General features: G+C 34.6%; 22 protein-coding genes and 1 tRNA gene. 10 read left to right on the plus strand and 13 right to left on the minus strand.

All coding sequences use genetic code 11. The features are described from left to right. Positions 1 to 186: 186 nt before the first annotated feature. Positions 187 to 957, minus strand: a complete 771-nt coding sequence (locus tag AC4BC5_RS11390) for a Cof-type HAD-IIB family hydrolase (protein ID WP_490495504.1) — start codon at positions 955 to 957, stop codon at positions 187 to 189. Between the two features lie 158 nt (positions 958 to 1,115). Here AC4BC5_RS11390 and AC4BC5_RS11395 point away from each other — a divergent pair, with 158 nt between their 5' ends. The 3 genes from AC4BC5_RS11395 to AC4BC5_RS11405 are packed head-to-tail and all read left to right on the plus strand — an operon-like array spanning position 1,116 to position 3,594. Further along, positions 1,116 to 1,436 carry an SdpI family protein gene (locus tag AC4BC5_RS11395; protein ID WP_490495505.1) on the plus strand — a complete coding sequence of 107 codons (321 nt, stop codon included), beginning with the start codon at positions 1,116 to 1,118 and terminating at the stop codon, positions 1,434 to 1,436. After that, positions 1,433 to 2,149 carry a winged helix-turn-helix domain-containing protein gene (locus AC4BC5_RS11400; RefSeq protein ID WP_490495506.1) on the plus strand — a complete coding sequence of 239 codons (717 nt, stop codon included), beginning with the start codon at positions 1,433 to 1,435 and terminating at the stop codon, positions 2,147 to 2,149. The genes AC4BC5_RS11395 and AC4BC5_RS11400 overlap by 4 nt, the downstream gene beginning before the upstream one ends. Next, positions 2,149 to 3,594 (plus strand): ATP-binding protein, encoded by a 1,446-nt coding sequence (locus tag AC4BC5_RS11405; protein ID WP_490495507.1) that lies wholly within the window; start codon positions 2,149 to 2,151, stop codon positions 3,592 to 3,594. The genes AC4BC5_RS11400 and AC4BC5_RS11405 overlap by 1 nt, the downstream gene beginning before the upstream one ends. Positions 3,595 to 3,730: 136 nt before the next feature. On the opposite strand, the gene AC4BC5_RS11410 is transcribed toward AC4BC5_RS11405, so the two are convergent. The 3 genes from AC4BC5_RS11410 to AC4BC5_RS11420 form a co-directional block, all read right to left on the minus strand. After that, positions 3,731 to 4,216, minus strand: coding sequence for a hypothetical protein (locus AC4BC5_RS11410; RefSeq protein ID WP_490495508.1), 486 nt, complete (start codon positions 4,214 to 4,216; stop codon positions 3,731 to 3,733). Then, positions 4,195 to 4,944, minus strand: a complete 750-nt coding sequence (locus AC4BC5_RS11415; protein ID WP_490495509.1) for a hypothetical protein — start codon at positions 4,942 to 4,944, stop codon at positions 4,195 to 4,197. The genes AC4BC5_RS11410 and AC4BC5_RS11415 overlap by 22 nt, the downstream gene beginning before the upstream one ends. A 115-nt stretch (positions 4,945 to 5,059) precedes the next feature. Continuing rightward, positions 5,060 to 7,198, minus strand: a complete 2,139-nt coding sequence (locus tag AC4BC5_RS11420) for an LTA synthase family protein (protein ID WP_490495510.1) — start codon at positions 7,196 to 7,198, stop codon at positions 5,060 to 5,062. A 213-nt stretch (positions 7,199 to 7,411) separates the two neighbouring features. On the opposite strand from AC4BC5_RS11420, the gene AC4BC5_RS11425 reads away from it, so the two are divergent. The 3 genes from AC4BC5_RS11425 to ybaK are packed head-to-tail and all read left to right on the plus strand — an operon-like array spanning position 7,412 to position 9,842. Beyond that, positions 7,412 to 8,578 carry a class I SAM-dependent rRNA methyltransferase gene (locus tag AC4BC5_RS11425; protein WP_490495511.1) on the plus strand — a complete coding sequence of 389 codons (1,167 nt, stop codon included), beginning with the start codon at positions 7,412 to 7,414 and terminating at the stop codon, positions 8,576 to 8,578. Between the two features lie 16 nt (positions 8,579 to 8,594). Beyond that, positions 8,595 to 9,344: a type I 3-dehydroquinate dehydratase gene (aroD, locus tag AC4BC5_RS11430; RefSeq protein WP_490495512.1), complete on the plus strand. Its 750-nt coding sequence runs from the start codon at positions 8,595 to 8,597 to the stop codon at positions 9,342 to 9,344. A gap of 15 nt (positions 9,345 to 9,359) precedes the next feature. Further along, positions 9,360 to 9,842, plus strand: a complete 483-nt coding sequence (gene ybaK, locus AC4BC5_RS11435) for a Cys-tRNA(Pro) deacylase (protein WP_490495513.1) — start codon at positions 9,360 to 9,362, stop codon at positions 9,840 to 9,842. A gap of 104 nt (positions 9,843 to 9,946) precedes the next feature. Here ybaK and AC4BC5_RS11440 read toward each other — a convergent pair whose 3' ends face one another. Next, a complete protein-coding gene (locus AC4BC5_RS11440) occupies positions 9,947 to 11,209 on the minus strand; it encodes a BaiN/RdsA family NAD(P)/FAD-dependent oxidoreductase (RefSeq protein ID WP_490495514.1) in 1,263 nt (420 codons plus the stop codon). Between the two features lie 113 nt (positions 11,210 to 11,322). Here AC4BC5_RS11440 and gdhA point away from each other — a divergent pair, with 113 nt between their 5' ends. Further along, on the plus strand, positions 11,323 to 12,669 hold the full coding sequence (gene gdhA / locus AC4BC5_RS11445) for an NADP-specific glutamate dehydrogenase (RefSeq protein WP_490495515.1): 1,347 nt from the start codon (positions 11,323 to 11,325) through the stop codon (positions 12,667 to 12,669). An 84-nt stretch (positions 12,670 to 12,753) separates the two neighbouring features. Then, positions 12,754 to 14,100: a glucose-6-phosphate isomerase gene (locus tag AC4BC5_RS11450; RefSeq protein ID WP_490495516.1), complete on the plus strand. Its 1,347-nt coding sequence runs from the start codon at positions 12,754 to 12,756 to the stop codon at positions 14,098 to 14,100. A gap of 68 nt (positions 14,101 to 14,168) precedes the next feature. Here the strand turns inward: AC4BC5_RS11450 and AC4BC5_RS11455 are convergent, their stop codons facing one another. The 6 genes from AC4BC5_RS11455 to AC4BC5_RS11480 all read right to left on the minus strand — a co-directional run bounded on the left by AC4BC5_RS11455 (position 14,169) and on the right by AC4BC5_RS11480 (position 19,104). After that, the gene (locus tag AC4BC5_RS11455) at positions 14,169 to 14,717 is read right to left on the minus strand and encodes a histidine phosphatase family protein (protein WP_490495517.1); all 549 of its coding nucleotides are present in this window, start codon (positions 14,715 to 14,717) and stop codon (positions 14,169 to 14,171) included. Positions 14,718 to 14,858: 141 nt separating this feature from the next. Beyond that, on the minus strand, positions 14,859 to 15,008 hold the full coding sequence (locus tag AC4BC5_RS11460) for a hypothetical protein (RefSeq protein WP_016175557.1): 150 nt from the start codon (positions 15,006 to 15,008) through the stop codon (positions 14,859 to 14,861). Between the two features lie 303 nt (positions 15,009 to 15,311). Beyond that, complete coding sequence (locus AC4BC5_RS11465) at positions 15,312 to 17,114, minus strand: glycerophosphoryl diester phosphodiesterase membrane domain-containing protein (RefSeq protein WP_490495518.1); 1,803 nt, start codon at positions 17,112 to 17,114, stop codon at positions 15,312 to 15,314. A gap of 87 nt (positions 17,115 to 17,201) precedes the next feature. Next, on the minus strand, positions 17,202 to 17,795 hold the full coding sequence (locus tag AC4BC5_RS11470) for a TVP38/TMEM64 family protein (protein WP_490495519.1): 594 nt from the start codon (positions 17,793 to 17,795) through the stop codon (positions 17,202 to 17,204). Positions 17,796 to 17,878: 83 nt separating this feature from the next. Beyond that, a complete protein-coding gene (locus AC4BC5_RS11475; protein WP_490495520.1) occupies positions 17,879 to 18,346 on the minus strand; it encodes a threonine/serine exporter family protein in 468 nt (155 codons plus the stop codon). Beyond that, the gene (locus AC4BC5_RS11480) at positions 18,343 to 19,104 is read right to left on the minus strand and encodes a threonine/serine exporter family protein (protein WP_490495521.1); all 762 of its coding nucleotides are present in this window, start codon (positions 19,102 to 19,104) and stop codon (positions 18,343 to 18,345) included. The genes AC4BC5_RS11475 and AC4BC5_RS11480 overlap by 4 nt, the downstream gene beginning before the upstream one ends. Before the next feature lie 312 nt (positions 19,105 to 19,416). Here AC4BC5_RS11480 and AC4BC5_RS11485 point away from each other — a divergent pair, with 312 nt between their 5' ends. After that, complete coding sequence (locus tag AC4BC5_RS11485) at positions 19,417 to 19,992, plus strand: TetR/AcrR family transcriptional regulator (RefSeq protein ID WP_490495522.1); 576 nt, start codon at positions 19,417 to 19,419, stop codon at positions 19,990 to 19,992. A gap of 49 nt (positions 19,993 to 20,041) precedes the next feature. On the opposite strand, the gene AC4BC5_RS11490 is transcribed toward AC4BC5_RS11485, so the two are convergent. Further along, positions 20,042 to 20,128 (minus strand) — tRNA-Ser (locus AC4BC5_RS11490). Between the two features lie 83 nt (positions 20,129 to 20,211). Beyond that, a complete protein-coding gene (locus tag AC4BC5_RS11495; RefSeq protein ID WP_490495523.1) occupies positions 20,212 to 21,015 on the minus strand; it encodes a Cof-type HAD-IIB family hydrolase in 804 nt (267 codons plus the stop codon). A 285-nt stretch (positions 21,016 to 21,300) separates the two neighbouring features. Here AC4BC5_RS11495 and AC4BC5_RS11500 point away from each other — a divergent pair, with 285 nt between their 5' ends. Then, the gene (locus AC4BC5_RS11500) at positions 21,301 to 22,737 is read left to right on the plus strand and encodes an NCS2 family permease (RefSeq protein ID WP_490495524.1); all 1,437 of its coding nucleotides are present in this window, start codon (positions 21,301 to 21,303) and stop codon (positions 22,735 to 22,737) included. The last annotated feature ends 50 nt before the right edge of the window (positions 22,738 to 22,787 follow it).

Here is a 22,787-nt window from a genome sequence, read left to right on the forward strand (position 1 = left end):
AGGTGTCAGGTCCTACTTAAAAATTTGCATGAAAATGAACTGAGTATGAAGCGAAGATGCGCTTTTTTTAGCTAATTTGGTTCGATTGATTCTATGTATAGGAGAAGTGGAAATGTTGATTAATCCCAAAATAAGACAAAAGCTTACTGAAACAAGTCATGAATGTATTGTTTCAGTAAGCTTTTTTTAAATTAAGTCAAAATGTTTCAAGGCGTGAATAATTCCGCCTTCGGTATTTTTTTTCGTTACGAAACTGGCAATTTCTTTTAAACCATCGACCGCATTTCCCATAGCAATTTTATGGTCACAAGCTTCTAATAATGCAAAGTCATTATTACCATCACCAAAACCGAATGTTGGTACATGTTCTAAATGCATTAATTTTTGCAATGTATGGACTGCTTTTCCTTTTGAAGTTCCTTTATTAACGGTATCAATCGAATAAGGACCATTGCGGTAAAAGGTTAGTTCTGGAAACAGCTCATGATAGTAATCATCACCATCTTGAGAAAGGATTAATAACATGTTAACATCCTTTTCTTTGTAACCTAAGGGATCAATCATAGGCATTTCACTATGAATGAAGTTATAAGCTTTGTGCATATTATCGTTATAATTAGTTGTCCAGTAACCGGTCGGATTATAAAACGATAAAGCATGTTGTTTTTGCTCAACTGCATGAAGCATCCGTTCTGAAATTGTTGTATCAATGGTTTCACTATAAACTTCTTTGCCATCAATGCGGATAAAAGCACCGTTCATAGCGATGTTTGACGTAATTCCAGCTGCATCACGGATATGATAAATTTCAGCTTCAGTACGTCCAGTTGCGATAATGGGTAGAACCTTATTGTTTTTTAATTGTGTCATTGCTTCAGTAATTTCAGGGGTGATTTTGGAATGCTGATTCAATAATGTACCATCTAAATCAAAAAAAGCTAGTGCTTGATAAGTCATAAATTACTCTCCTTTAAACCGTATCTTCTTTATCTTAACAAAGAATGAAAAAAAGACAAATATTTATTGTAGAAAATATGAAGTTGTTGGTGTGAAATGAAATTTCGAGTATACTAGAACAAGAATGGAAACTAGGCATGTCAAAATGATTTTTTTGTATGGTGATGGCATTTTTAGGCATGAGCTTAGCGTTTTTAGTATGGTCAATGAAGATAAATCAGTTGATTTATGGGTATCGTTCCTATTTGTCAAAACAAAGTGACGCACATTGGGCTTATGCACAAAAAATCAGTCGTCGTTTCTTTTTGTCGTTTGGTTTTATTATGATGGCTATCGGCTTTTTTTTGAATGAGACATATCGAACAAACTTTTTTATAGTCGAAATGCTAGCAATTCCTTGGGTTAGTGCACCGATGTTTGGTTGTATTGAAATGAAATTAAAAAAGTTTGATTTACAACATAGAGGTGAAGAAGAATGAATATATTAATGATTGAAGACAATGAATCTGTATCAGAAATGATGCAAATGTTTTTCTTAAATGAGGGCTGGGAAGCAACATTTAAATACGATGGGAAAGAAGGATTAGAGACTTTTTCAGCAGAGCCTAAGAAATGGGATATGATTACCCTTGACTTAAATTTACCAAGTATGGATGGAATGATGGTCGCTCGTGAGATTCGTAAAATATCAAGTACGGTACCGATTATCATGCTAACAGCACGTGATTCTGAAAGCGATCAAGTTATTGGACTAGAGATGGGGGCGGATGATTATGTAACAAAACCTTTTAGTCCGTTAACTCTGATTGCTCGCATGAAAGCTTTGCATCGTCGTAGTGAACTAGCTGAGAAAATAACTGTCTCTGCTGATGACGATCAAACTTTTGATGTAGAAACCGACCACTTTAAAATGAATACTAAAACTCGTGAAGCTTATTTAGATAATCACCCAATCGATGGTTTAACGCCTAAAGAGTTTGATTTACTGTATACTTTAGCGAAAAAGCCTCGTCAAGTTTTTTCTCGGGAACAACTATTGGAGCTTGTTTGGGATTATCAATACTTTGGTGATGAACGTACAGTAGATGCACATATTAAAAAGTTACGACAAAAAATTGAAAAAGTAGGACCACAAGTGATTCAAACTGTCTGGGGCGTTGGGTATAAGTTTGATGATTCAGGTGTTGCCTAATGCGATATCTTTATCAACAATTACTTGCTTTTTGGTTTGTTATTGGGATTACGTTGATGACATTGGGGATTGCTTTTATTCAAATGACAAGACAAAGCATTGAAACCAATAACTACAATCAACTACTAGGCTATGCAAATGCAGTGGTAAAAGTGATGCGGGTAACAAGCGATACAATTCCTTCCTATGATTTAGAATTGGATTTGATTCGTGCGTTGAATATTTCAGAAATGACTTTGAACCAACAAGACGTGACTTTTGTGTTTTTGAAACAAGATGGGGATGTCTTATATCCTGTGGCTACTGATAAGCAAATTGTTTTTCCTGCCCAAGAATATTGGAATAAATTACAAGAAGGGCAAACACCACAAGTGACATTACAACAGGATATTTTTGGACAAAAAGGTACGACATCTTACACAATGATTCCTGTAAACTTAAACGATGAGTTTTATGGGGCATTGATTGTGACCCAACCAGCTCGGAATATTCAAGATACTGCTAATGAATTTACATTGAATCTAATAAAAGGCTTTGCGTTATCAGGAATAGTAGCTCTAATTATTAGCTATTTTTACGCAACGTTTCAAGTTAGGCGAATTAATCGGATGAAAAGTGCTACAAAAGAAGTTGCTAGCGGTAATTTCGACATTATTTTACCTGTCCATAATCGGGATGAATTTGATGAACTAGCAGAAGATTTCAATCAAATGACTTTCTCCTTAAAAGAATCACAAGAAGAAATTAAGCGCCAAGAAGAGCGCCGTCGACAATTTATGGCGGATGCCTCTCATGAAATGCGTACACCGTTAACAACAATTAATGGTTTATTAGAAGGTCTAGAGTACAATGCTATTCCAGAAAATCAAAAAGAAAATGCGATACGCTTAATGAAAAATGAGACAGAACGTTTAATTCGTTTAGTGAATGAAAATCTAGATTATGAGAAAATTCGGACCAATCAAATTTCGATTATTGTAAAAAAATTCAATGCGACAGAAGCTTTAGAAGCAATTCTATCTCAATTAGAAAGCAAGGCCGAAGCTGCTAATGACCAACTAGTTTTGGAAACTACCCAAGCAGTTGATGTTTTTGCTGATTACGATCGATTTGTTCAGATTATGGTGAATATTATTCAAAATGCGATTCAATTTACAACGGATGGTGAAATTCGTGTAAAAATAGAAAAAGGGTATTTAGAAACCATTATTGAGATTTCAGATACTGGTATCGGTATGTCTGAAGAGCAGTTAAAAAACATTTGGGATAGGTATTATAAAGTCGATCCTTCCCGTAAAAATCGTAAATTTGGTGAGTCTGGCTTAGGGCTTCCAATTGTGCAACAATTAGTTCGTTTGCATAAAGGAAAAATTGATGTGCAAAGTGAATTAAAACATGGCACTACATTTAGAATCAGTTTCCCTGATACTGAAATTAAAGATTAAAAGATAAAGGGTCTATGACATAAGTTAATTGACAGTAAAATATCCGAATAATTTCGCCTTGATTTGGCGTAACTCATTCTAATTGTTCGGATATTTTCGTCTTTTTCCTTATGTCATAGACCCTTCAATATTTGTTTTAAAGTAGTTTGTCGATATATGGCGTAGAAGTTAGTTGTGGATCTGAGCTGAATAACAGAATTTTTAATTGTTGTGATTTGGCAAGTTTTTGGCAAAATGGCAATAACCATTGAATCTCTTGGACGGTTAATGATTCACAACAATGCATTAAAAAGAGAATCTTCTTTTGTTGTAAAAGCTGACGAATCAGTTGTAGTTTGAGTTTATCTAATGAAGAAAGTTCCTCTATTGCCTGTGTAAAAATAGCTGGTGATAGTTCCACATATCTCAAGTAGAAAGGTAATTTGAACTTCATCCGGCGTCTCACACCTAATAATAAGTTATCTTTTAGTGATAAAAAAGGTAAGAGTTGCCAATCTTCACTAATACTCCCAATATCTTGGCGTCGAGTAGGTATAGCTTGGAACAGCTCTTGTTTACAGTTATCATGTGCAATTAAATAGAAACCCGATTCTAGTTGATTTAATGGGATGAGTTGTTCCAATGTCGGTACCTCCAATAACTATAACTTGTAAGTGTAGTAAAACCAATTAGCGTAATGATTAGGAACAATGTGCGCATGGTTGTTAAAAGTGTTGTAAAGAAAATACTTAACCATTGTTTATTGGTTAGTTGTATTGATGCCAGTAACGCATCATTGGTTGTTGGAAAGCGAATAAACAACTGATTCAGCGTATGGTTTTCACCTAATTGAAGGTTAGGTGAAGTACCATTTAGATGATTCATAAATTCTAAATGAATCATTAAAATTAATTTTCCAATGGAATATTGAAAAAATAGAAAAAGAAACGAAAAAATCATGGTTACTATGAATAATGGAATGAGACATTCACTTAAATTTAAGCGAACCCAATTCCAAAATGAACTTCCAGATTGGTACCAAGCAGCAAATTCTTGTGCTTTTTTTCGTTGATAAATAAATACTAGAAAGAAGAAAATAAAGCTAAATGTTACTAGCAAAAGGGAACGTAGTTGGTCATAATAAGCCAATAATTTTTGACTGTCTATCTGTAATTGCTGGAAAATCACTTGTTTTTCTTCTTGATAACCAGAAGTGTCAAGCAAGTCTTGTGTCTGCTTAATTAGAACAGGTAGAGACTCTCGCAGACTGTCGATTAATAAAAATAAACAACTACTTATGGTCAAAAAGATTATGTAAATAAAGGTAGCGCGTTTATGGTACTTCATGCTAGCTAAAGCAAACTTGAACACGATTTTCTTCCTCCTTCCTTATCATTAAGTATATAAGAGGAATTTGAAAAAAATATGAATATCTTATATTAAAAAAAAGAATCCGTTCAGTCTTGTGACCGAACGAATTCTTTTTTCACTTTGTTTCGCTTTCAGAAGTCGAAGTAGCTGTTTCTTCTGGATGATATTCTTTGTAAGATTTTGTATTGTATAAATCAACGGTTGATTGATTACTATTTTTTGAGAAGAGACTAGTTGATTGATTGCCCAATGTTTTTTCTTGTTCAACTAAGCGTTCCATAATATTTTTATAGCTATATTCAGATGGATCAATTGGTTCTAAATTGCTACCTGTATGGAAACGAAGCAGATCACCATTGTTAACTTTATCAGAAATTTCTAATTGACGGTTCGCTTCTTTTTGTAATTCATCAATTTGTGCTTGTAATTCATCAGATGGTTCTGTGATTGGCAGTTGGGTTTCATTGTCATACAACGTACCATTATAGAACGTGTATTTTGAAGTCATAAATGAACCATCACGGAACACAGCTAAATCTTGATGATTTTTAGAGAATAAATCTTGTCCTAATTGAATATAGTTTTGTGTATCAATACCTAACAAGTGTAATAAAGTTGGTAGGGAGTCGACTTGCGCACCATACGTATGATTGATTCCACCGTTTTCTTGTCCAGGGATATGAATCATAAATGGGACACGTTGCATTTGAGCATTGTCAAAATCATTCCAAGAGCTACTTGTTTTACCAACTAATTCTGCTAGGCTACGGTTACGACCATTTGATACGCCATAGTGGTCACCGTATAAAACAATAACTGAATTATCATATAAACCACTTGCTTTTAAGTAGTTGAAGAATTCTTCGACTGCTTTATCTAAATAATTAGCAGTTGCAAAATAACCATTCACTGTTTCGTCTGGTGTATCTGCCATTGGGAAACCAGCGTCATCATTCGTAAACTCAGCATATGGATAGTGATTCGATACAGCAATAAATTTTGAATAAAACGGTTGTTGCAAGTGTTCTAGATATTGCGTAGATTGTTCGAAAAATGGTTTATCATGTAATCCGTATTGGAATGAGTTATCTTCGTTTACATCATAATAAGAGGCATCAAAGAAATAATCATATCCAAAACGTTTATAAATTTCATTACGATTCCAGAAGTTTCCTGAATTTCCGTGGAAAACTGCTGTAGTATAACCTTGCGTTTGTTTTAAAATATCTGGTGCTGCTTCAAAGGTATTCTTGCCACCGAATTGAGTAAAGAAGGCACCTTGATTTAGTCCGAATAAAGAAGTTTCCAACAATGTTTCAGCATCACTTGTTTTACCAGCTTTTACTTGATGGAAGAAGTTATCAAAGCTATAGGTGCTTTGGTCATGGTAGATGCTATTAACAAATGGCATCACTTCATGTTCCACGCCATTTTCATCTTTTAGTTTATAGTCAATTAAAAATTGTTGAGTACTTTCTAGATGAATGTAAATGACATTTTTTCCTTTAGCAATACCGAACATATCATCATTTGGTTCAGCATAATGCCCTTTGACATAATCTTCCACTTCTTTCATGTCATTTGGACTTGCTTCAGCACGAACTTGAGTAGTCTTGTAAGTTTGAACAGCATCATAAGCAGTAAATGCATTAATCCCTAAGTATTTGACAAGATAATCGCGCGAGAAGGTTCTTGTTAACAATCCTGAACGATCGGTTTCTGCTAAGAAAAGATTACCGGAGAAAACCATGACAGCTAGCGTAGATACAGCTAAAGCGACACGAGCACGAATGGGGCGTTCATCCATTTTAATTTTTTTCGTCATTAATGCGCCACCTAATAAGATGAAATCAACGAAATAAAAAATATCAGTTGGATGGAACAACTTCAAGGCACTGTGTCCTAAGCCTTCTGCAACTTTGCCTGCACCTAATATCGTATTGATTGTAATAAAGTCAGTAAATTCACGATAATAAGTGACGTTTGAGAAAAGCAAGACTGTCATAATAAAATAAATTAGTATCATTGTGATATAGGACAGTTTTGTTCGCCTCACATATAAGGCAATGGATAACAGTAACAAAGTCGTTGCAATTGGATTGATAAACAGAATAAAATACTGCATTGGACTTTCGATTCCTAGATTGAATTCAGTCATATATGCAGCGATATTTTTAATCCAAAACAAAACAGCCAATAAGCTGAAGAAGCCCATACGAGTGTTTAAGAAATTTGGTATTTTTAAATTTTTCAAAGGAGTACTCCCCACTTTCTTGAAATCTTTCGTGAAAAACAGTTTCACTTATTTTCAATCATCTCTATTATTCTACTAAGTACAAGAAAGTGTGTCAATGAAATAAGAAGAACCTTTGGTAAATTAAAATTTTCTTTAAAATCAGAGGTGGCAGACAAAAAAAAATGTTTTTGTTATACTACATACAACGAGTACAAAGCAGGTGGAGGAAATATGAACATAAAAGTGACGCAACAAGCAGCTAAAAAAATTAAAAAAGGCTATCCTTTAATTCAAGAAGAAGATTTGATACAAAAAATTGATACAAATGACTGGGTAACGTTTACTGATTCAAAAGGAACTTATTTAGCCCAAGGTTATTTAGGCCGACAAAATAAAGGAATTGGTTGGTTATTAACAAGGGAAAACTGTGCCATCAACCATGAATTTTTTGTACAACGCTTTGCAACTGCTAAAGCAAAGCGACAAGCTTATTATGTAGATAGTCAGACCACTGCTTTTCGAGTAATTAATGGTGAAGGTGATGAATTAGGTGGCTTAATTATTGATTTGTATGCGGAGTATGCTGTTTTCTCTTGGTATAATGAAACGTTTTATCATCAAAAAGCTACAATAGTAAAAGCTTTTCAAGAAGTTTTTCCAGAAGTAAGAGGAGCTTACGAGAAAATTCGTTTTGAATCGACCTTACCAGAAAGTCAATTTGTCTATGGCGAGAACGCTCCAGAACCACTGGTAATTAAAGAAAATGGAATTCAATATGCTACATATCTTAATGAAGGGCTGATGACAGGCATTTTTTTAGATCAACGTGAGGTGAGAGGTCTATTAGCAGAAGGCTTTGCTTCAGGAAAAAATGTATTAAACATGTTTAGCTATACAGGTGCTTTTTCAGTCGCAGCAGCAATGGGTGGAGCGGTGCAAACCACAAGTGTAGATTTAGCTAAAAGAAGTTTGCCTAAAACCAAAGAACAATTTGTTGTGAATGGGTTAGAAGAGAAGCACCAAAAAATCCATGTAATGGATACCTTTGAATATTTTAAATATGCTAAGAAAAAAGAATTAAGTTTTGATTTAATTATTTTAGACCCACCAAGCTTTGCACGTAATAAGAAAAAAGTTTTCCGTGTGGCAAAAAATTATGGTGAGTTAATTGAAGATAGTGTGGATATCTTGAATGAAGACGGTGTGATAATCGCTTCAACAAATGCAGCTAATTTGTCGCCTCAACGTTTCCAACAAATGATTGAGGATGCTTTTGTAAAAAAAGGTGTGGGATTTGAAAAAATAGCGACATATCATTTGCCGAGTGATTTTGCTGTGTATCAACATTTTCCAGAAGGCGATTACCTAAAAGTTTATTTCTATCAAGTGAAAAAATAAAAATGAGGTGTTTTTTTTGTTGCAAGTACGAAATGTGGAAATTGGATCAGGAAGACCAAAAATTTGTGTGCCGTTAGTAGGTTTGACAAAAAAAGAAATACTTGAACAATGCCTGCGAGCAAATGAATCAGCAGCAGAAATTATTGAATGGCGCGTAGATTATTTTAGTGAAGTAGCTGATTTGGAAAAAGTGTATGATGTGGTAGCAGCACTGCGTGAAATGACAGATAAAGTTTTGTTGTTTACATTTAGAACCAAAGAAGAAGGTGGCGAACAGTCTATTTCATTAACTGCGTATCAAAGCTTATATACCAATATTGCGTATTTAGGTTTAGTTGATTTAATGGATGTAGAATTGAGCATGGCGCAATTTTTAGGTCGAGATTTCATTAGCGATTTAAAAAACGCCGCAATCAAAATAGTTATGAGTTCGCATGATTTTGATCAAACACCTGCCGATGGTGAATTAGTTTATCGAGTTAACGTGATGAACCAGTTTGGTGCAGATATTGGAAAATTAGCAGTAATGCCTCATAATTTACAAGATGTTTTACGAGTAATGGGCATTCCCAAAAAAGTTCAAGTCTTTAACCAACTCCCATTAGCAGTAATGGCGATGGGTGACTTAGGAAAAATTACGCGAGTAAGTGGCGAAATTATTGATTCAGTTTTTACATTTGGTTCATTGGATCAAGCATCAGCTCCCGGTCAGATTCCCGTCGAGCAATTAACGCTAATTCTTGAGGCATTACATGTAACTGAATAATAGGAAGTGACAAATGTGGCAAAGAAAAAAAGTGTCAAAACTAACGCTATTCGTCTAATTGAACAACAGAAAATCCCTTATGTTGAACATCAATATGAATGGTCTGAAGATCATTTGAGTGCAACGGACGTTTCTGAGCAATTAGGTGAGAAAAAGAATATTTACAAAACATTGGTAGCAGTTGGCAATAAAACGGGACCATTAGTAGCTGTAATTCCTGGAAAACATGAATTGGATTTGAAAAAAATTGCTAAAGCCAGTAACAACAAGAAAGTTGAGATGCTCCACTTACGTGAGTTAGAAACAACCACTGGTTATATTCGTGGAGGTTGTTCACCTGTAGGAATGAAAAAATTATTTCCGACCTATGTCGATCAATCTGCTGAATTATTGACCACAATGATTGTTTCGGCTGGTCGTCGCGGTTTACAGATGGAGTTAGCTCCACAAGATTTAGTAAAAATTACACGAGGGAATTTTGTAGATATTATAGAATAGATAAAATCGTAGCAAGTTAATATCCGAACTGATGAGAGATACTCTAAATCCAGAGTGCTCTATAGTTCGGATATTTTTGGTTGTCTATATTTAGTTAGACTTGTTTAATAATGGAAATAAGACGCAACTTCAGCCGCATGTTTTCCAGCAGAATGACCAGTACAAAAAGCAGCAGTAATATTAAAGCCACCTGTATAGCCATTAATATCAATCAGTTCGCCTCCAAAAAATAATCCTGGCATTCGTTTACTTTCCATGGTTTTGGGATTGATTTCTTTTAAGTTAATGCCGCCACCAGTCACAAATGATTTTTCTAATGGGAAAGTTTTAACGATTTGAATAGAAAAATTTTTCCATAAGTCAACAATTGCAGCTAGCTGATCTTCAGTTAGTTGATTTGCTGGTAGATCTCCTAATTCTAATCTTTCTAAATAAAAATGTAAGAGCCGCTCTGGTAAAAACGATTGTAAAGCATTTTTTAGGACTTTTTTAGTATCAGTGAGAGCATCCTGGATCAGTTTAGTTAACTCAGCTTCTGATAAGTCTGGGAAGCAATCTAAGACAACCTTGACATATTTTTGGGTTTCTAGAAGCTGATTGACAAACGATGAACAGCGTAATGCTGCAGGTCCGGATACACCAAAATGGGTAAACAACAGATCCATTTTATGACTAGTGACTGACTTGCCTTGTTCATTTAAAACCGATAAACAAATATCGCGCAAAGAAATTCCTTGTAAGGTTTTCTCACAAATGAAAGGTTCTTCGGAAATGAGAGGGGACTCTGTTGGATAGAGTGGCGCGATGGTATGACCAACTTTTTTCGCTAATTTATAGCCATCACCTGTTGAACCAGTCGAAGGATACGTCCTTCCGCCAGTAGTTAAGACCACGCATGGGGCATAGAAAGTCTCAAATTCAGTTTCCACACCAGTAATTTCTGTTTCGTGTAAAAGTTTCGTAACTACTGTATTGGTGGCAATAGTGACACCTAATTCTTTCACACGATTGACAAGTGTATCGACGATAGTCTTTGATTTGTTAGTAACAGGAAACATGCGGCCATGATCTTCTTCTTTTAATGAAACGCCTTGAGACTCGAAAAAATTCATAATATCTTGATTATTGAACTGGGCAAACGTACTATACAAAAATTTTCCATTTCCTGGAATATGTTGAATCAAATCATCTACCATGCGATTATTTGTAACATTGCAGCGTCCACCTCCAGTCATTAATAATTTCTTACCAAATCGCTTGTTTTTTTCAATTAGTAATACCTTTGAATTGCTTTCTGCAGCTGCGATTGCAGCCATTAATCCACTTGTTCCGCCTCCGACAACGATTACGTCATAGGATGATTCCATATATATCACTCCAATGTAAATAGTCTGAAAATTTAAACTTTTTGTAAAAAAATGCGTGCAAAATCAATTTATTTCTGCTAGAATTCATACTACCAAAACAAGGGGGTATTTTCATGACAAAAGCATCAGAATATGTAAAAAGCATTCAAGAAGAAATTCACGCAAAGGATGCCAATCAACCAGAATTTTTACAAGCAGCAGATGAATTCTTAACAACAGTTGTTCCATTCTTGGAGAAACATCCAGAGTATGAAGATAGCAACTTGTTGTCTCTTATTACAGAACCAGAACGTTTCATTCAATTCCGTGTGCCATGGCAAGATGACAAAGGAAACTGGCAAGTAAATCGTGGTTACCGTATTCAATTCAACTCAGCGTTAGGCCCATACAAAGGTGGTTTACGTTTCCATCCGAGCGTTAACTTGAGTATTTTGAAATTCTTGGCTTTTGAACAAATTTTCAAAAATAGCTTAACTGGTCTACCAATTGGTGGTGGTAAAGGTGGAAGTGATTTTGACCCTAAAGGAAAATCAGATGCAGAAATCATGCGTTTCTGCCAAAGTTTTATGACAGAATTGTCAAAATACATTGGCCCAAGTTTAGATGTTCCAGCTGGTGATATTGGTGTAGGTGGACGTGAAATTAGCTACTTATATGGTACTTACAAACGCTTGAAACAATATGATGCAGGTGTATTAACTGGTAAACCATTAGACTTCTGGGGTAGTAAAATTCGTACAGAAGCAACTGGTTACGGTGCCGTTTATTTTGTAAAACATCTTTTAGCTGATTTAAATGAAAACTTTGAAGGTAAAACAGCTATTATCTCTGGTAGTGGGAACGTTGCGATTTACGCAATTGAAAAATTACAAGCTTTAGGTGCAAATGCCGTAACTTGTTCAGATTCAAATGGTTTCATCTACGACAAAGATGGGATTGATCTAGCTTTACTAAAAGATATCAAAGAAGTAAAACGTGAACGTTTAACCGCTTATGCTGAACAACGTCCAACTGCAGAATACTATGAAGGTTCTGTTTGGGACTTTGATGTAGATGCTGAACTTGCATTCCCATGTGCAACACAAAATGAAATCAATATTGACCAAGCAAAACGCTTAGTTAAAAATGGTGTTCGTGTAGTTGCAGAAGGTGCAAACATGCCAAGTACCCTTGAATCAGCAGAATATTTCATCGAAAATAACGTATACTATTGCCCAGGTAAAGCAGCGAATGCTGGTGGAGTTGCAGTTTCTGCATTAGAAATGAGCCAAAACTCTCAACGCTTACAATGGGAAGCAGAAGAAGTAGATACGCGTTTAGATGGTATCATGAAAAATATTTATGAAGCATGTCGTGACACTGCAAACGAATTTGATGCAGAAAACAACTTTATGTTAGGTGCAAATATTGCAGGGTTTGCCCGTGTTGCCAAAGCAATGTATGCACAAGGTCTAGTTTAGACAAAATTTACTTGAAAAAAAGAACTAAAAAAAGTAAAGTAGTAGTTGTAATGACTACTACTTTATTTTTTAGGAGGATTCAAGATGGGACATATTTCATTTGACCATTCTAAGTTAGCGCCGTTTGTTCGTGAACATGAGTTAGACTACATGCAAACACAAGTTACTGCAGCAGATAAAGCGTTACGTGAAGGAACAGGTCCAGGACACGATTTTACTGGTTGGATCGATTTACCACAAAACTATGATAAAGAAGAATTCGCTCGCATTAAAAAAGCGGCGGAAAAAATTCAATCTGATTCTGACGTTTTAGTTGTAATCGGTATCGGGGGTTCTTATTTAGGTGCTCGCGCAGCAATCGAATTTTTACAACATTCATTCTACAATGTTTTACCAAAAGAAGAACGTAAAACACCACAAGTCTTCTTCGCTGGAAACTCAATTTCTTCAACTTATTTAGCTGACTTAATTGAAGTAATCGGTGATCGTGACTTCTCAGTGAACGTTATCTCTAAATCAGGTACAACAACTGAGCCAGCAATTGCTTTCCGTATCTTTAAAGAATTATTAATCAAAAAATATGGCAAAGAAGAAGCAAACAAACGTATTTATGCAACAACTGACCGCGCTAAAGGTGCTGTAAAAGTTGAAGCAGATACCGAAGGCTGGGAAACATTTGTGATTCCAGATGATGTTGGTGGGCGTTTTACTGTCTTAACACCAGTTGGGTTATTACCAATCGCTGTTAGTGGAGCAGATATTGATGTCTTGATGCAGGGTGCGGCAGATGCTCGTGAAGCGTATTCAAATCCCGATTTGAAAGAAAACGAAGCGTATCAATATGCTGCTTTACGTAATATTTTATACCGTAAAGGCAAAGCAATTGAAATCTTAGTGAACTACGAACCAGGTATGCAATATTTCTCTGAATGGTGGAAACAATTGTATGGCGAGTCAGAAGGAAAAGATCAAAAAGGGATTTACCCTTCAAGCGCTAATTTCTCAACTGACTTACATTCTGTTGGTCAAACAATTCAAGATGGTACACGTAATGTCTTTGAAACAGTTGTCAAAGTTGAAAAAGCCCGCAAATTAATCGACATCCCAGTTCAAGAGTCAGATCTAGACGGTTTAGGCTACTTAGAAGGTAAAGATGTTGACTTTGTGAATACGAAAGCTTTCGAAGGTACGCTATTAGCACATACTGACGGAAACGTACCAAACCTATTAGTAAAAATCCCAGCAATGGATGCTTACACTTTAGGACATTTAGTCTACTTCTTTGAAATTGCAGTAGGAATCTCAGGGTACTTAAATGGTGTTAATCCATTTGACCAACCAGGTGTAGAAGACTACAAACGTAACATGTTCGCCCTTTTAGGCAAACCAGGTTTTGAAGAACTAGCAAAAGAATTAAACGCACGTCTATAAAAGCTTTAATTAACCGCTTACCAAGTTTAGGGTGTCCTAAGCTTGGTAAGCGGTTTTTTATGTATAATTCATGTTAGTTTAGTAAATTTTTTAAGTGACATCTGCTGATACTCGGCTAAGAAAATATCTGGCATATTCATTTGTTCAAAATCCTGATAAGTAAACATACCTTGAGTTATATGATGAAACAAAATCGAAAATGCCGTTCCGTGTCCACAAATAATGATTGTTTTTGCAGAATGATTTAAGATTTCTTGATAGATAGGCAGGATGCGCTGCTTGACTTGATTAAAAGATTCACCATTTGGTAAGTGGTAATCAAAATCTTGCCATTGCTTTTTAGCAAATGCTGGGAAATCATTTACCCATGTGCCAACTTTTCGCTCTCTTAAAGCTACCTCTGTTGAAATTTCTAAATTTAAATGTGCAGCAAGTGGTTGGATAGTTTGAATTGTTCGTACGTAGGGACTGGCAAAGATTTTTTCAATTGATTTATCTTGAAAAAAATCAATCAGCTGAAAAGCTCTTTTTTTCCCTAGAGGTGTTAGCGGTGCTTTCTGGTCGTTTTTATTGGTAGTATCCCGAATTGAATGGCGAACAAAATAAATCTGTTTCATGAAAGGTCTCCTTAGTGATTAATAGTCGATCAATTAATTATACGCAATTTGAAAGAAATAAAAAACCGTCTTTAGTTTGAATGAACTAAAGACGGTGCTAATACGGACTAGGTGAAGTCATGAATTGAGATCCTTTCTATATTAAGCCATAGTTTTTAAGTTTTTGATTGCTTCTTCAATAGTTACGCCATAAGCGATACGCGTATCATCTTTGCTATCAATTGCCATAAACATATTTGTTTGTGTGTCAAAGGCAATGCGATATTCTAAATTTGCTTTTGTGAATGTCATATGAATTCCTCCTTTGTACTAATCATTCAGCCGCGACTTTAATGTAGCACGAATAAGACGAATTTTCAAAGATAAACCTCAAACTTATTAAAACATCTTAAGAAATTACTTACTTTCTTTCAAGCCAATAAGTAGACCAAGGGTGAGCATGAAAAAAATCGTTGTTTGGATAAAGACCATATGTTATTCCTCCTTTATTTTCTAGTTCTAGTATAAAAAATAAAAGAAGAATATACACGAACACAGCAAGAACAAAGAGATAACAAAATTGTCATGTTCTTTGTTTCCACTGTGTATCAACAATTAGCCAACGCCTAGTACAAAGTTTACTAGTTTATCAGAATAAGTCATTGTGTCGTCGGGTTGTCTAATCGTTTTATTTAAAATTCCCATCTGATCGGTAATAATTCCGTCTACACCATAAAAAAGCATTCGATTCATGGTATCTTCATCATTAGGTGTCCATACATAAACTTGTTTATTATCAGCATGAGCAGAATTGATAAAATTACGATTTAAAGTTGTATATTCCATTGTTAGAAAATCCGCTTGTGAAATCGGTGGACCTACTAAACTAAAAGGTAAAATATAACCGGCCTTTAACTCAGGTGCTGTTTGCTTAATCTCTTCGATAACTTGAAAAGATAAGCTTTGAATAATATGTCCTTTTTCAATCAATCGTTCTTCATATCTATCTAAGAATGTTTGAACTAAATGAGAGACATCATTTTTTTGAGTTTTAATTTCAATCATTAAAGGTTGTTCTAATTTATCTGCTGCATCAAGATAGTCATCAAAAGTACTGATTTTTGATTTTTTTCTATTTTCTTTAACTGTTAGTGCCAAAGCTTCAGCTAAAGTTGATTCTTCTGGTTTTTGTTTAAATCCTGTTAGTGGTTTGAAATTAAAGTCATGATACACAATAAATACATTGTCTGTTGTTAATTGGACGTCCATTTCGATATAGTTAGGATGAAATTCTTTGCTAGTTTTTTTCAAAGCTGCAATCGAATTTTGAACGCCATTGCTATTGCTGACACCTCGATGAGAAACTGTTGTTGGTGTCTTAAGTGTGAAATTGGTTAAATAATTATGATTGTATAAACTTACTCCCACACCAAAAAAAATAGCAATAACTAAAACTGTTGTTTGCATTAATCCAGAAAAACGAGCAGGGGCTTTTTCTTGAGTTTCAAACCATTTGGGAATTTCTGGTAGAAATCCTTCGTCATCCATAAAATCAATTGTGACATAAAAAATAGCAACGGTAGATAAAACAATATTGACTAACAATACTGCTTGTAACAAAGTCATTGCAAAAACAGCACTAACTAAAGAATAATCTGGAAAAAATGATTCAACAGCTATTTGAATTGAAATAACGATGAAAAAACTTAAAGATACAAGCAATAATGTACTCCCTGTAATAATGACTAGCTGAGCGATAATTGCCAAAAACCGTTTTTTAGTTAAACGCCAACTTTCTTTTACAGCCAATTTAAAGGGACGATCACGCAAAATCATTTCTGGTAAAGCAAAAATCACACGAATTCCTAGATAAATCATTGCTAAATAAAATAAAACAAAGGAAGATACAAGAATGAGTCGATTGGCAAAAATAAAATCAACAATAAATGCAGGAATTTTAACTTTGGATAGTAAATCAGAGTGAAATGAGAAACCACCAATTGGTAAAACTAAAAAGAAATAGAAGAAGAAAAAAAGAATAGTTTCAATTCGTACTTTTTTTAATTGTAAAAATGTGACCTTTAACAGTTCTGTCAAACGAATGGGTTGTTGTTTTTTTATGAAATAAACACTTAATAATAAAAAAGTAAATTCAAAAAAAACGGCCAGTACAATACCAATTAAAACAATGAACAAAGAAAGCGAGACTCCAGGGTGATTGGTGAGGATTTCACCAATATTATCAAATGAAATATAATTGATTTGACCTTGTTTTAAAATAAATTTTGTTGAGCTGCTTAGCAATGGTATCAGTAAAAAAAGCATGAAACCATGCATAAGTAACACATTTTTGAAGTAAGAACGTGTCCCTAATAAAAAGTCTCGAGTATTAATAAGACTATGTTTGAAATAATTCACTGTAATCACCTTTTTCTTTCCATGATTCTCCCATCATACTACAAAAAAACAAGCTATCCAAGATTTTTGGGTAGCTTGTATCTTCTTTTAAAATAGTTGTGTAAGGAATGATCCACCATAAACTAATCCCATGCTGTAAAGCAAAATAGAAGCGGGTTTAGCTAATAAAATAATCCAAATATATTTTTTTACAGAGATATTTGTTAAACCAGCCATTAGACACAAGGCGTCATCTGGAGCAATGGGTAAGAAAATTGCGAGAGCAAACAACTTATCAAAACGACTTTGATTTTCCAGCCAGCCTGCATATTTATCATAAGTTTTTTCGCTAACTAGACGCAAAACTAATGGTTTACCGTATTGGCGACTTAACAAGAAGATGATTATTGAACCAAGACAGATACCGATGTAGTTATAGATAAACCCTTCGACAGGACCAAATAATAAAACGCCTGCTGCTAAGGAAATTCCTCCTGGGATAATCGGGATGATTACTTGTAAAATTTGAATCAAAATGAATAAAATAGGTCCAGTAAGTGTCGAGTGTCCTACGAGACTTTGTAAGGCATTCATATCTTTAAAGACACCTAGTTGAAAGAAATAAACAGTTAGTACAATTGAGACTGCCATCCCGCTAAATGAAATCAAATTTAGAATTTTTTTTGTTTTTGCTACACTCATTAATAGACACTTCCTTTGCCGTATTTATCTTGATTATAATCGGAAACTATTAAAAAAGCATACATCTAAAGACCTAAATTTGATTAATTTATCTTTTTATTAAACTTTTTATGAAGGCTACTTTTTTTCCATTTGATTATAATCCGTTCGACTAAACCTGTCATCATGAAAGCGGCAGCAATGCTACCAGCAGTGATTATAACAATCATGATATTTTCAAAGGCAATGCTGTTATTTCCTAAGACCAATTCACGAACTGCTTTATATGCGGGACCTCCTGGAACAAGTGGAACCAGACTGGGAATATTAAAAATAATCATCGGAATTTGTTTTTTTCGAGAGAAAAAAATACTAAAACAGCCTATAACAAATGCTGCTAAAAAATTAGCAATACCTAAGCGACTACCATTTGTATAAACACTGACATAGACTAACCAACCAATACAACCAGTAATCCCGCTTGCTAGAAGGGCTCGACGAGGAACATTGGTTAGAACTCCGAAAGCAACCGTACTAAAAAAACCAGCAATGATATGCACGAAAAGCATCATAAAATATTCCCTCCAAATAGCATAAAGACTGTCGCTATACCTACACCAATTGATGCGGCAATGATAACGGCTTCTGTTCCTCGAGCTAAGCCACTAATTAAGTGTCCAGCTAAAATATCCCGAAAGGAGGTTGTAATAGCGACACCAGGAACCAAAGGCATTACAGCGCCGATGATAATATTATCAACATTGTTTGCCCAACTAAGTTTAACCATTAAAAGCGCCAGTGCCCCAATAATAAAAGAAGCTAAAAAATTGTCGAAGAATTGTAATTTTAAAGTTTTATTGGCATAATAATTTACTGAGAAGCCAATCATACCAATAATAAATGTAGAGATAAAATCATAGGATGAACCACCAAAAGCATACATTAACAAACAGCTCATGACGCCTGCACAAACAATTTGTAACCAAATTGGGAACATTGGTGTATCGTAATCGATTTTTTTTAAGGAGTTATACAAAGTCAGTAAATCAATTTTATGTTCAGCAAATTCGCGTGATAATTGATTGACTGCAACGACTTTCTCTAAATTGATAGAGCGGGTACCAACATTTTCAACTTGAGTATAATTGCTAGTGCGTAACCCCATGAAAATACCAGTTGCTGTTACATAACTGACACTATTGGGTTCATTTGCATTTGTTGCAATGCGTTTCATTGTGTCTTCTACACGATAGACTTCAGAACCACTTTCCATCATAATTTTCCCGGCTAACAAACAGGTTTCTACTACTAATTCTTTTGATGCAGTCATTTTGAAGCTCCTTTATCTAATTCATTTTTTTAAGATGATTTTATTCTATCTGTTTGCTTAGAAACCTACAAGAATTGTTTGCTGAAATTCAATAACATAACGATGATATTTGGAGGCATTCTTTCATTGCTTTTCCGAAAATTTCCAATGAAACGCTTGTTAAAATGAAAAGGAAGAGAAGATAAACCTTGAAAAAATCATTTTTTTAATGAAAAATCTAAATTTTGTTTTTTTTAATAAAAACACTTTAAAAAATCGTGAATGTCGGTTAAAATAACATTGACAGATTAAATTTTGATGAGGGGGGTTATTATGCGACATAAAGTATATACACGTGAACATATCTTGAAAGCAGCTTATGAAGTTATCGCAAAAGATGGCTTTACGAATTTTACTGCTCGAAATGTAGCAAAAAAAATGGGGGTGTCCACACAACCCATCTACCTTGAATTTGAAAATATGCAAGATTTAAAAAATACACTTGTAGAAACAGTTTATGAAGACTTAAAGAAAAAAGTTTTTTCCGTTGAGCACACGGGAGATAAATTGATGGATTTAGCAATCAACTATATTGATTTATCTCAAAAAAATCCGAAGCTATTTATTGCTTTGTTTATTGATAACTATGGTGGTGGTAAGTTGATGTATAAGCAATCTTACGATCATTTTTGTCAAACAATTCATGACCATAAAGAGTATGCCAATTTGTCTAAAGAACATTTGAAAGCGTTGCATACAGGCATTTGGATTTCTGTAACAGGTGTAGCAGCTTTGATGTCTTCAGGAGTTATTGAACCAACACGTCAACAGATTATTACCGTGATTCAACAAACAATTGATTCGATTTTAGCAATTGAAGCTAAGAAAAACGAAGAACAAGATGATTGAATCAATAAAGCTGTCCAAAAATGAATTGGACAGCTTTATTTGTTTATTAAGGAGAGTACGGGATTTGAACCCGTGCACCGCTTAACACGGCTCGCTGGATTTCGAGTCCAGTGCATTACCACTCTGCCAACTCTCCACATCGATATATTTTCTTCCTTTTTTGGAAAAAATGCAAGTGAAAAATAAAAAAATACCAGAGAAGGTTCTCTGGCAATTAATTTATAGTGAAAGGTATTTTTCAAGATAGTCAGCTAGACCATCGTCATCGTTTGTTTTTCCGGTCACGTCATTTGCAATATCTTTTAGTTGTTGTGTACCATTGCTCATTGCTACACCCCAACCTGCATAATCGATTAATTCTAAATCGTTATGTTCATCACCGAATGCAATCACATCTTTTTGATCGATTTTTAGATAATCCGCAATTACTGATACGGACATTGCTTTTTGGACACCTTTTGGTACAATCTCTAAAATAGCGTTAGGACCACCCCATGTGCGCACATCGATTTTATTTTCAAATTGTTTTTTCAATGAATCTGAAACGTATGCAGAAAACTTATGTTGTGTTTTAACGAGTAACGAAGTTGGATTCGTTGTTAAATTACTAAATAAGTTAGCCTCAGTTACTTTATCTGTTGCAAAAAAATGACCTTCAAAATCATTCAAATCATTAATATAGAATGTTTCCCGATTTTCAGCTGCAACAAAGTCTAAATTTAGTTTTTCTTTTTGTGCCAAAATTTCAAAAGCAATATCTCTTTCAATGGATAATTCACGTTCGAATTCCCATTTTTGATAAGGTTTGTGGACAAGAGCGCCATTGAAATTTACCATAGGTGTATCTAATTTTAACTGACGATAAAATTGTTCACTCATACGAAAAGGACGTCCGGTTGCAATACTAACGTAATGACCTGCTTGAGTTGCTTTGGTTAAAACCTCAGCTGTTCGAGAGCTAATGAGAGACTGACTATTTAATGTTGTTCCATCTAAATCGATAGCAATTAATTTTCGAGACATAAAAGGATTCCTTTCTTTAAATGAAATGCTCATCCAAAGTGTAACACATTCTAACAATTTAACAAATGTGGGAACTTGAAAATTCCTTGTTCTATAAGGTTTGTTAAAAAATGGGTGGCTTAAACACGAACGATTACTATATTTATTAAAAAATTTGTTAATAAAATGTTGAAAAAAACCTAGAAGCTTACTATAATCGGTAATTGTTCAACGGAAAGCCTAAAACCGCATTTATTTTTCTTTTTCTTTCCGGTGTTTAATTAAATTTAGGAGTGAATATGTATAATGGAAAAGTTTTTCAAATTAAAGGAAAACAAAACAAATGTATCAACTGAAGTCGTAGCAGGGATTACAACATTTTTTGCAATGAGCTATATTTTATTTGTTAATCCGTCAATTCTGTCAGCTTCTGGTATGCCATTTCAAGCTGTTTTCTTAGCAACGATTATTGCATCAGTTATCGGTACGTTAATCATGGGGTTATTTGCTAACGTCCCTTACGCACAAGCACCAGGAATGGGATTAAATGCCTTTTTCACATTTACGGTTGTTTTTGGATTAGGTTATACTTGGCAACAAGCACTAGCAATGGTCTTTATTTGCGGATTAATTAATATTTTTATTACAATTACTAAAATTCGTAAAATGATTATTCGTGCAATTCCCGAAAGCATGCAAAATGCAATTGGTGGCGGAATCGGTATTTTTGTTGCTTATGTCGGACTAAAAAATGCCAACTTACTAAACTTTTCAGCTAGTTCAGATGTGATTACTAGTTCTGCAGTCGAAGGCGATCAAGCTGTAAATGTTACAATGAATGGCGGTATTGTTCCAGCTTTGGCGAACTTTAATAATGCACCAATCATACTTGCATTGATTGGTTTAGTGCTAATGACAATCTTAGTGGTAATGAATGTTCGTGGCGCTGTTTTATTAGGAATTGTTGGAACTACGATTATTGGTATTTTAATGGGTGTAGTAGATTTAGGATCGATTGATTGGAAAGCTAATTCATTAGGTAGTTCAATTGGTGAATTGAAAACAACTTTTGGTGCAGCTTTTGGCGCGGAAGGGATGCAATCATTATTTAGTGATTCATCAAAAATTCCTCAAGTCATTATGACAATTATTGCTTTTAGTCTTTCAGATACGTTTGATACGATTGGTACTTTCATTGGAACAGGCCGTCGTACAGGAATCTTTTCTAAAGAAGATGAAGCAGCGTTAGAGGATAGTAAAGGTTTTAGTACAAAAATGGATCGAGCATTATTTGCTGATGCAACAGCAACTTCAATTGGTGCAATCTTTGGAACATCGAATACAACTACTTTTGTAGAATCAGCAGCAGGAATTGGTGCGGGTGGACGTACTGGTTTAACATCTGTCGTGGTAGCAGCTTTATTTGCCTTAAGCAGTTTATTCTCACCATTAATTGCCATTGTACCTGCTCAAGCAACTGCACCAGCTTTAATTCTAGTTGGGGTAATGATGATGGCATCATTTAAAGATATTGAATGGACGAATTTAGAAGAGGCAGTACCTGCGTTCTTTGCTTCAATTTTCATGGGCTTATGCTACAGTATTTCATACGGGATTGCAGCTGGATTTATCTTCTTTGCTATTGTCAAAGTAGTCAAAGGCAAAGCTAATGAAGTTTCGCCAATTTTATGGTTTGTCAATGCCTTGTTTATCTTGAATTTTATTATTTTAGCTTTATTATAATAAAAGAGAACACTCTTCATTCGTGAAGAGTGTTTTTGTGTCTAAAAGAG

The organism is Enterococcus sp. AMC2644 (genome assembly GCF_058216475.1).

Bases quoted from the DNA above. Each gene is read 5' to 3' on its own strand.
- AC4BC5_RS11390 (WP_490495504.1), bottom strand. From the start codon at position 957: ATGACTTATCAAGCACTAGCTTTTTTTGATTTAGATGGTACATTATTG.
- AC4BC5_RS11395 (WP_490495505.1), top strand. From the start codon at position 1,116: ATGGTGATGGCATTTTTAGGCATGAGCTTAGCGTTTTTAGTATGGTCA.
- AC4BC5_RS11400 (WP_490495506.1), top strand. From the start codon at position 1,433: ATGAATATATTAATGATTGAAGACAATGAATCTGTATCAGAAATGATG.
- AC4BC5_RS11405 (WP_490495507.1), top strand. From the start codon at position 2,149: ATGCGATATCTTTATCAACAATTACTTGCTTTTTGGTTTGTTATTGGG.
- AC4BC5_RS11425 (WP_490495511.1), top strand. From the start codon at position 7,412: ATGAACATAAAAGTGACGCAACAAGCAGCTAAAAAAATTAAAAAAGGC.
- AC4BC5_RS11440 (WP_490495514.1), bottom strand. From the start codon at position 11,209: ATGGAATCATCCTATGACGTAATCGTTGTCGGAGGCGGAACAAGTGGA.
- gdhA (WP_490495515.1), top strand. From the start codon at position 11,323: ATGACAAAAGCATCAGAATATGTAAAAAGCATTCAAGAAGAAATTCAC.
- AC4BC5_RS11450 (WP_490495516.1), top strand. From the start codon at position 12,754: ATGGGACATATTTCATTTGACCATTCTAAGTTAGCGCCGTTTGTTCGT.
- AC4BC5_RS11455 (WP_490495517.1), bottom strand. From the start codon at position 14,717: ATGAAACAGATTTATTTTGTTCGCCATTCAATTCGGGATACTACCAAT.
- AC4BC5_RS11460 (WP_016175557.1), bottom strand. From the start codon at position 15,008: ATGACATTCACAAAAGCAAATTTAGAATATCGCATTGCCTTTGACACA.
- AC4BC5_RS11470 (WP_490495519.1), bottom strand. From the start codon at position 17,795: ATGAGTGTAGCAAAAACAAAAAAAATTCTAAATTTGATTTCATTTAGC.
- AC4BC5_RS11475 (WP_490495520.1), bottom strand. From the start codon at position 18,346: ATGATGCTTTTCGTGCATATCATTGCTGGTTTTTTTAGTACGGTTGCT.
- AC4BC5_RS11480 (WP_490495521.1), bottom strand. From the start codon at position 19,104: ATGACTGCATCAAAAGAATTAGTAGTAGAAACCTGTTTGTTAGCCGGG.
- AC4BC5_RS11485 (WP_490495522.1), top strand. From the start codon at position 19,417: ATGCGACATAAAGTATATACACGTGAACATATCTTGAAAGCAGCTTAT.
- AC4BC5_RS11495 (WP_490495523.1), bottom strand. From the start codon at position 21,015: ATGTCTCGAAAATTAATTGCTATCGATTTAGATGGAACAACATTAAAT.
- AC4BC5_RS11500 (WP_490495524.1), top strand. From the start codon at position 21,301: ATGGAAAAGTTTTTCAAATTAAAGGAAAACAAAACAAATGTATCAACT.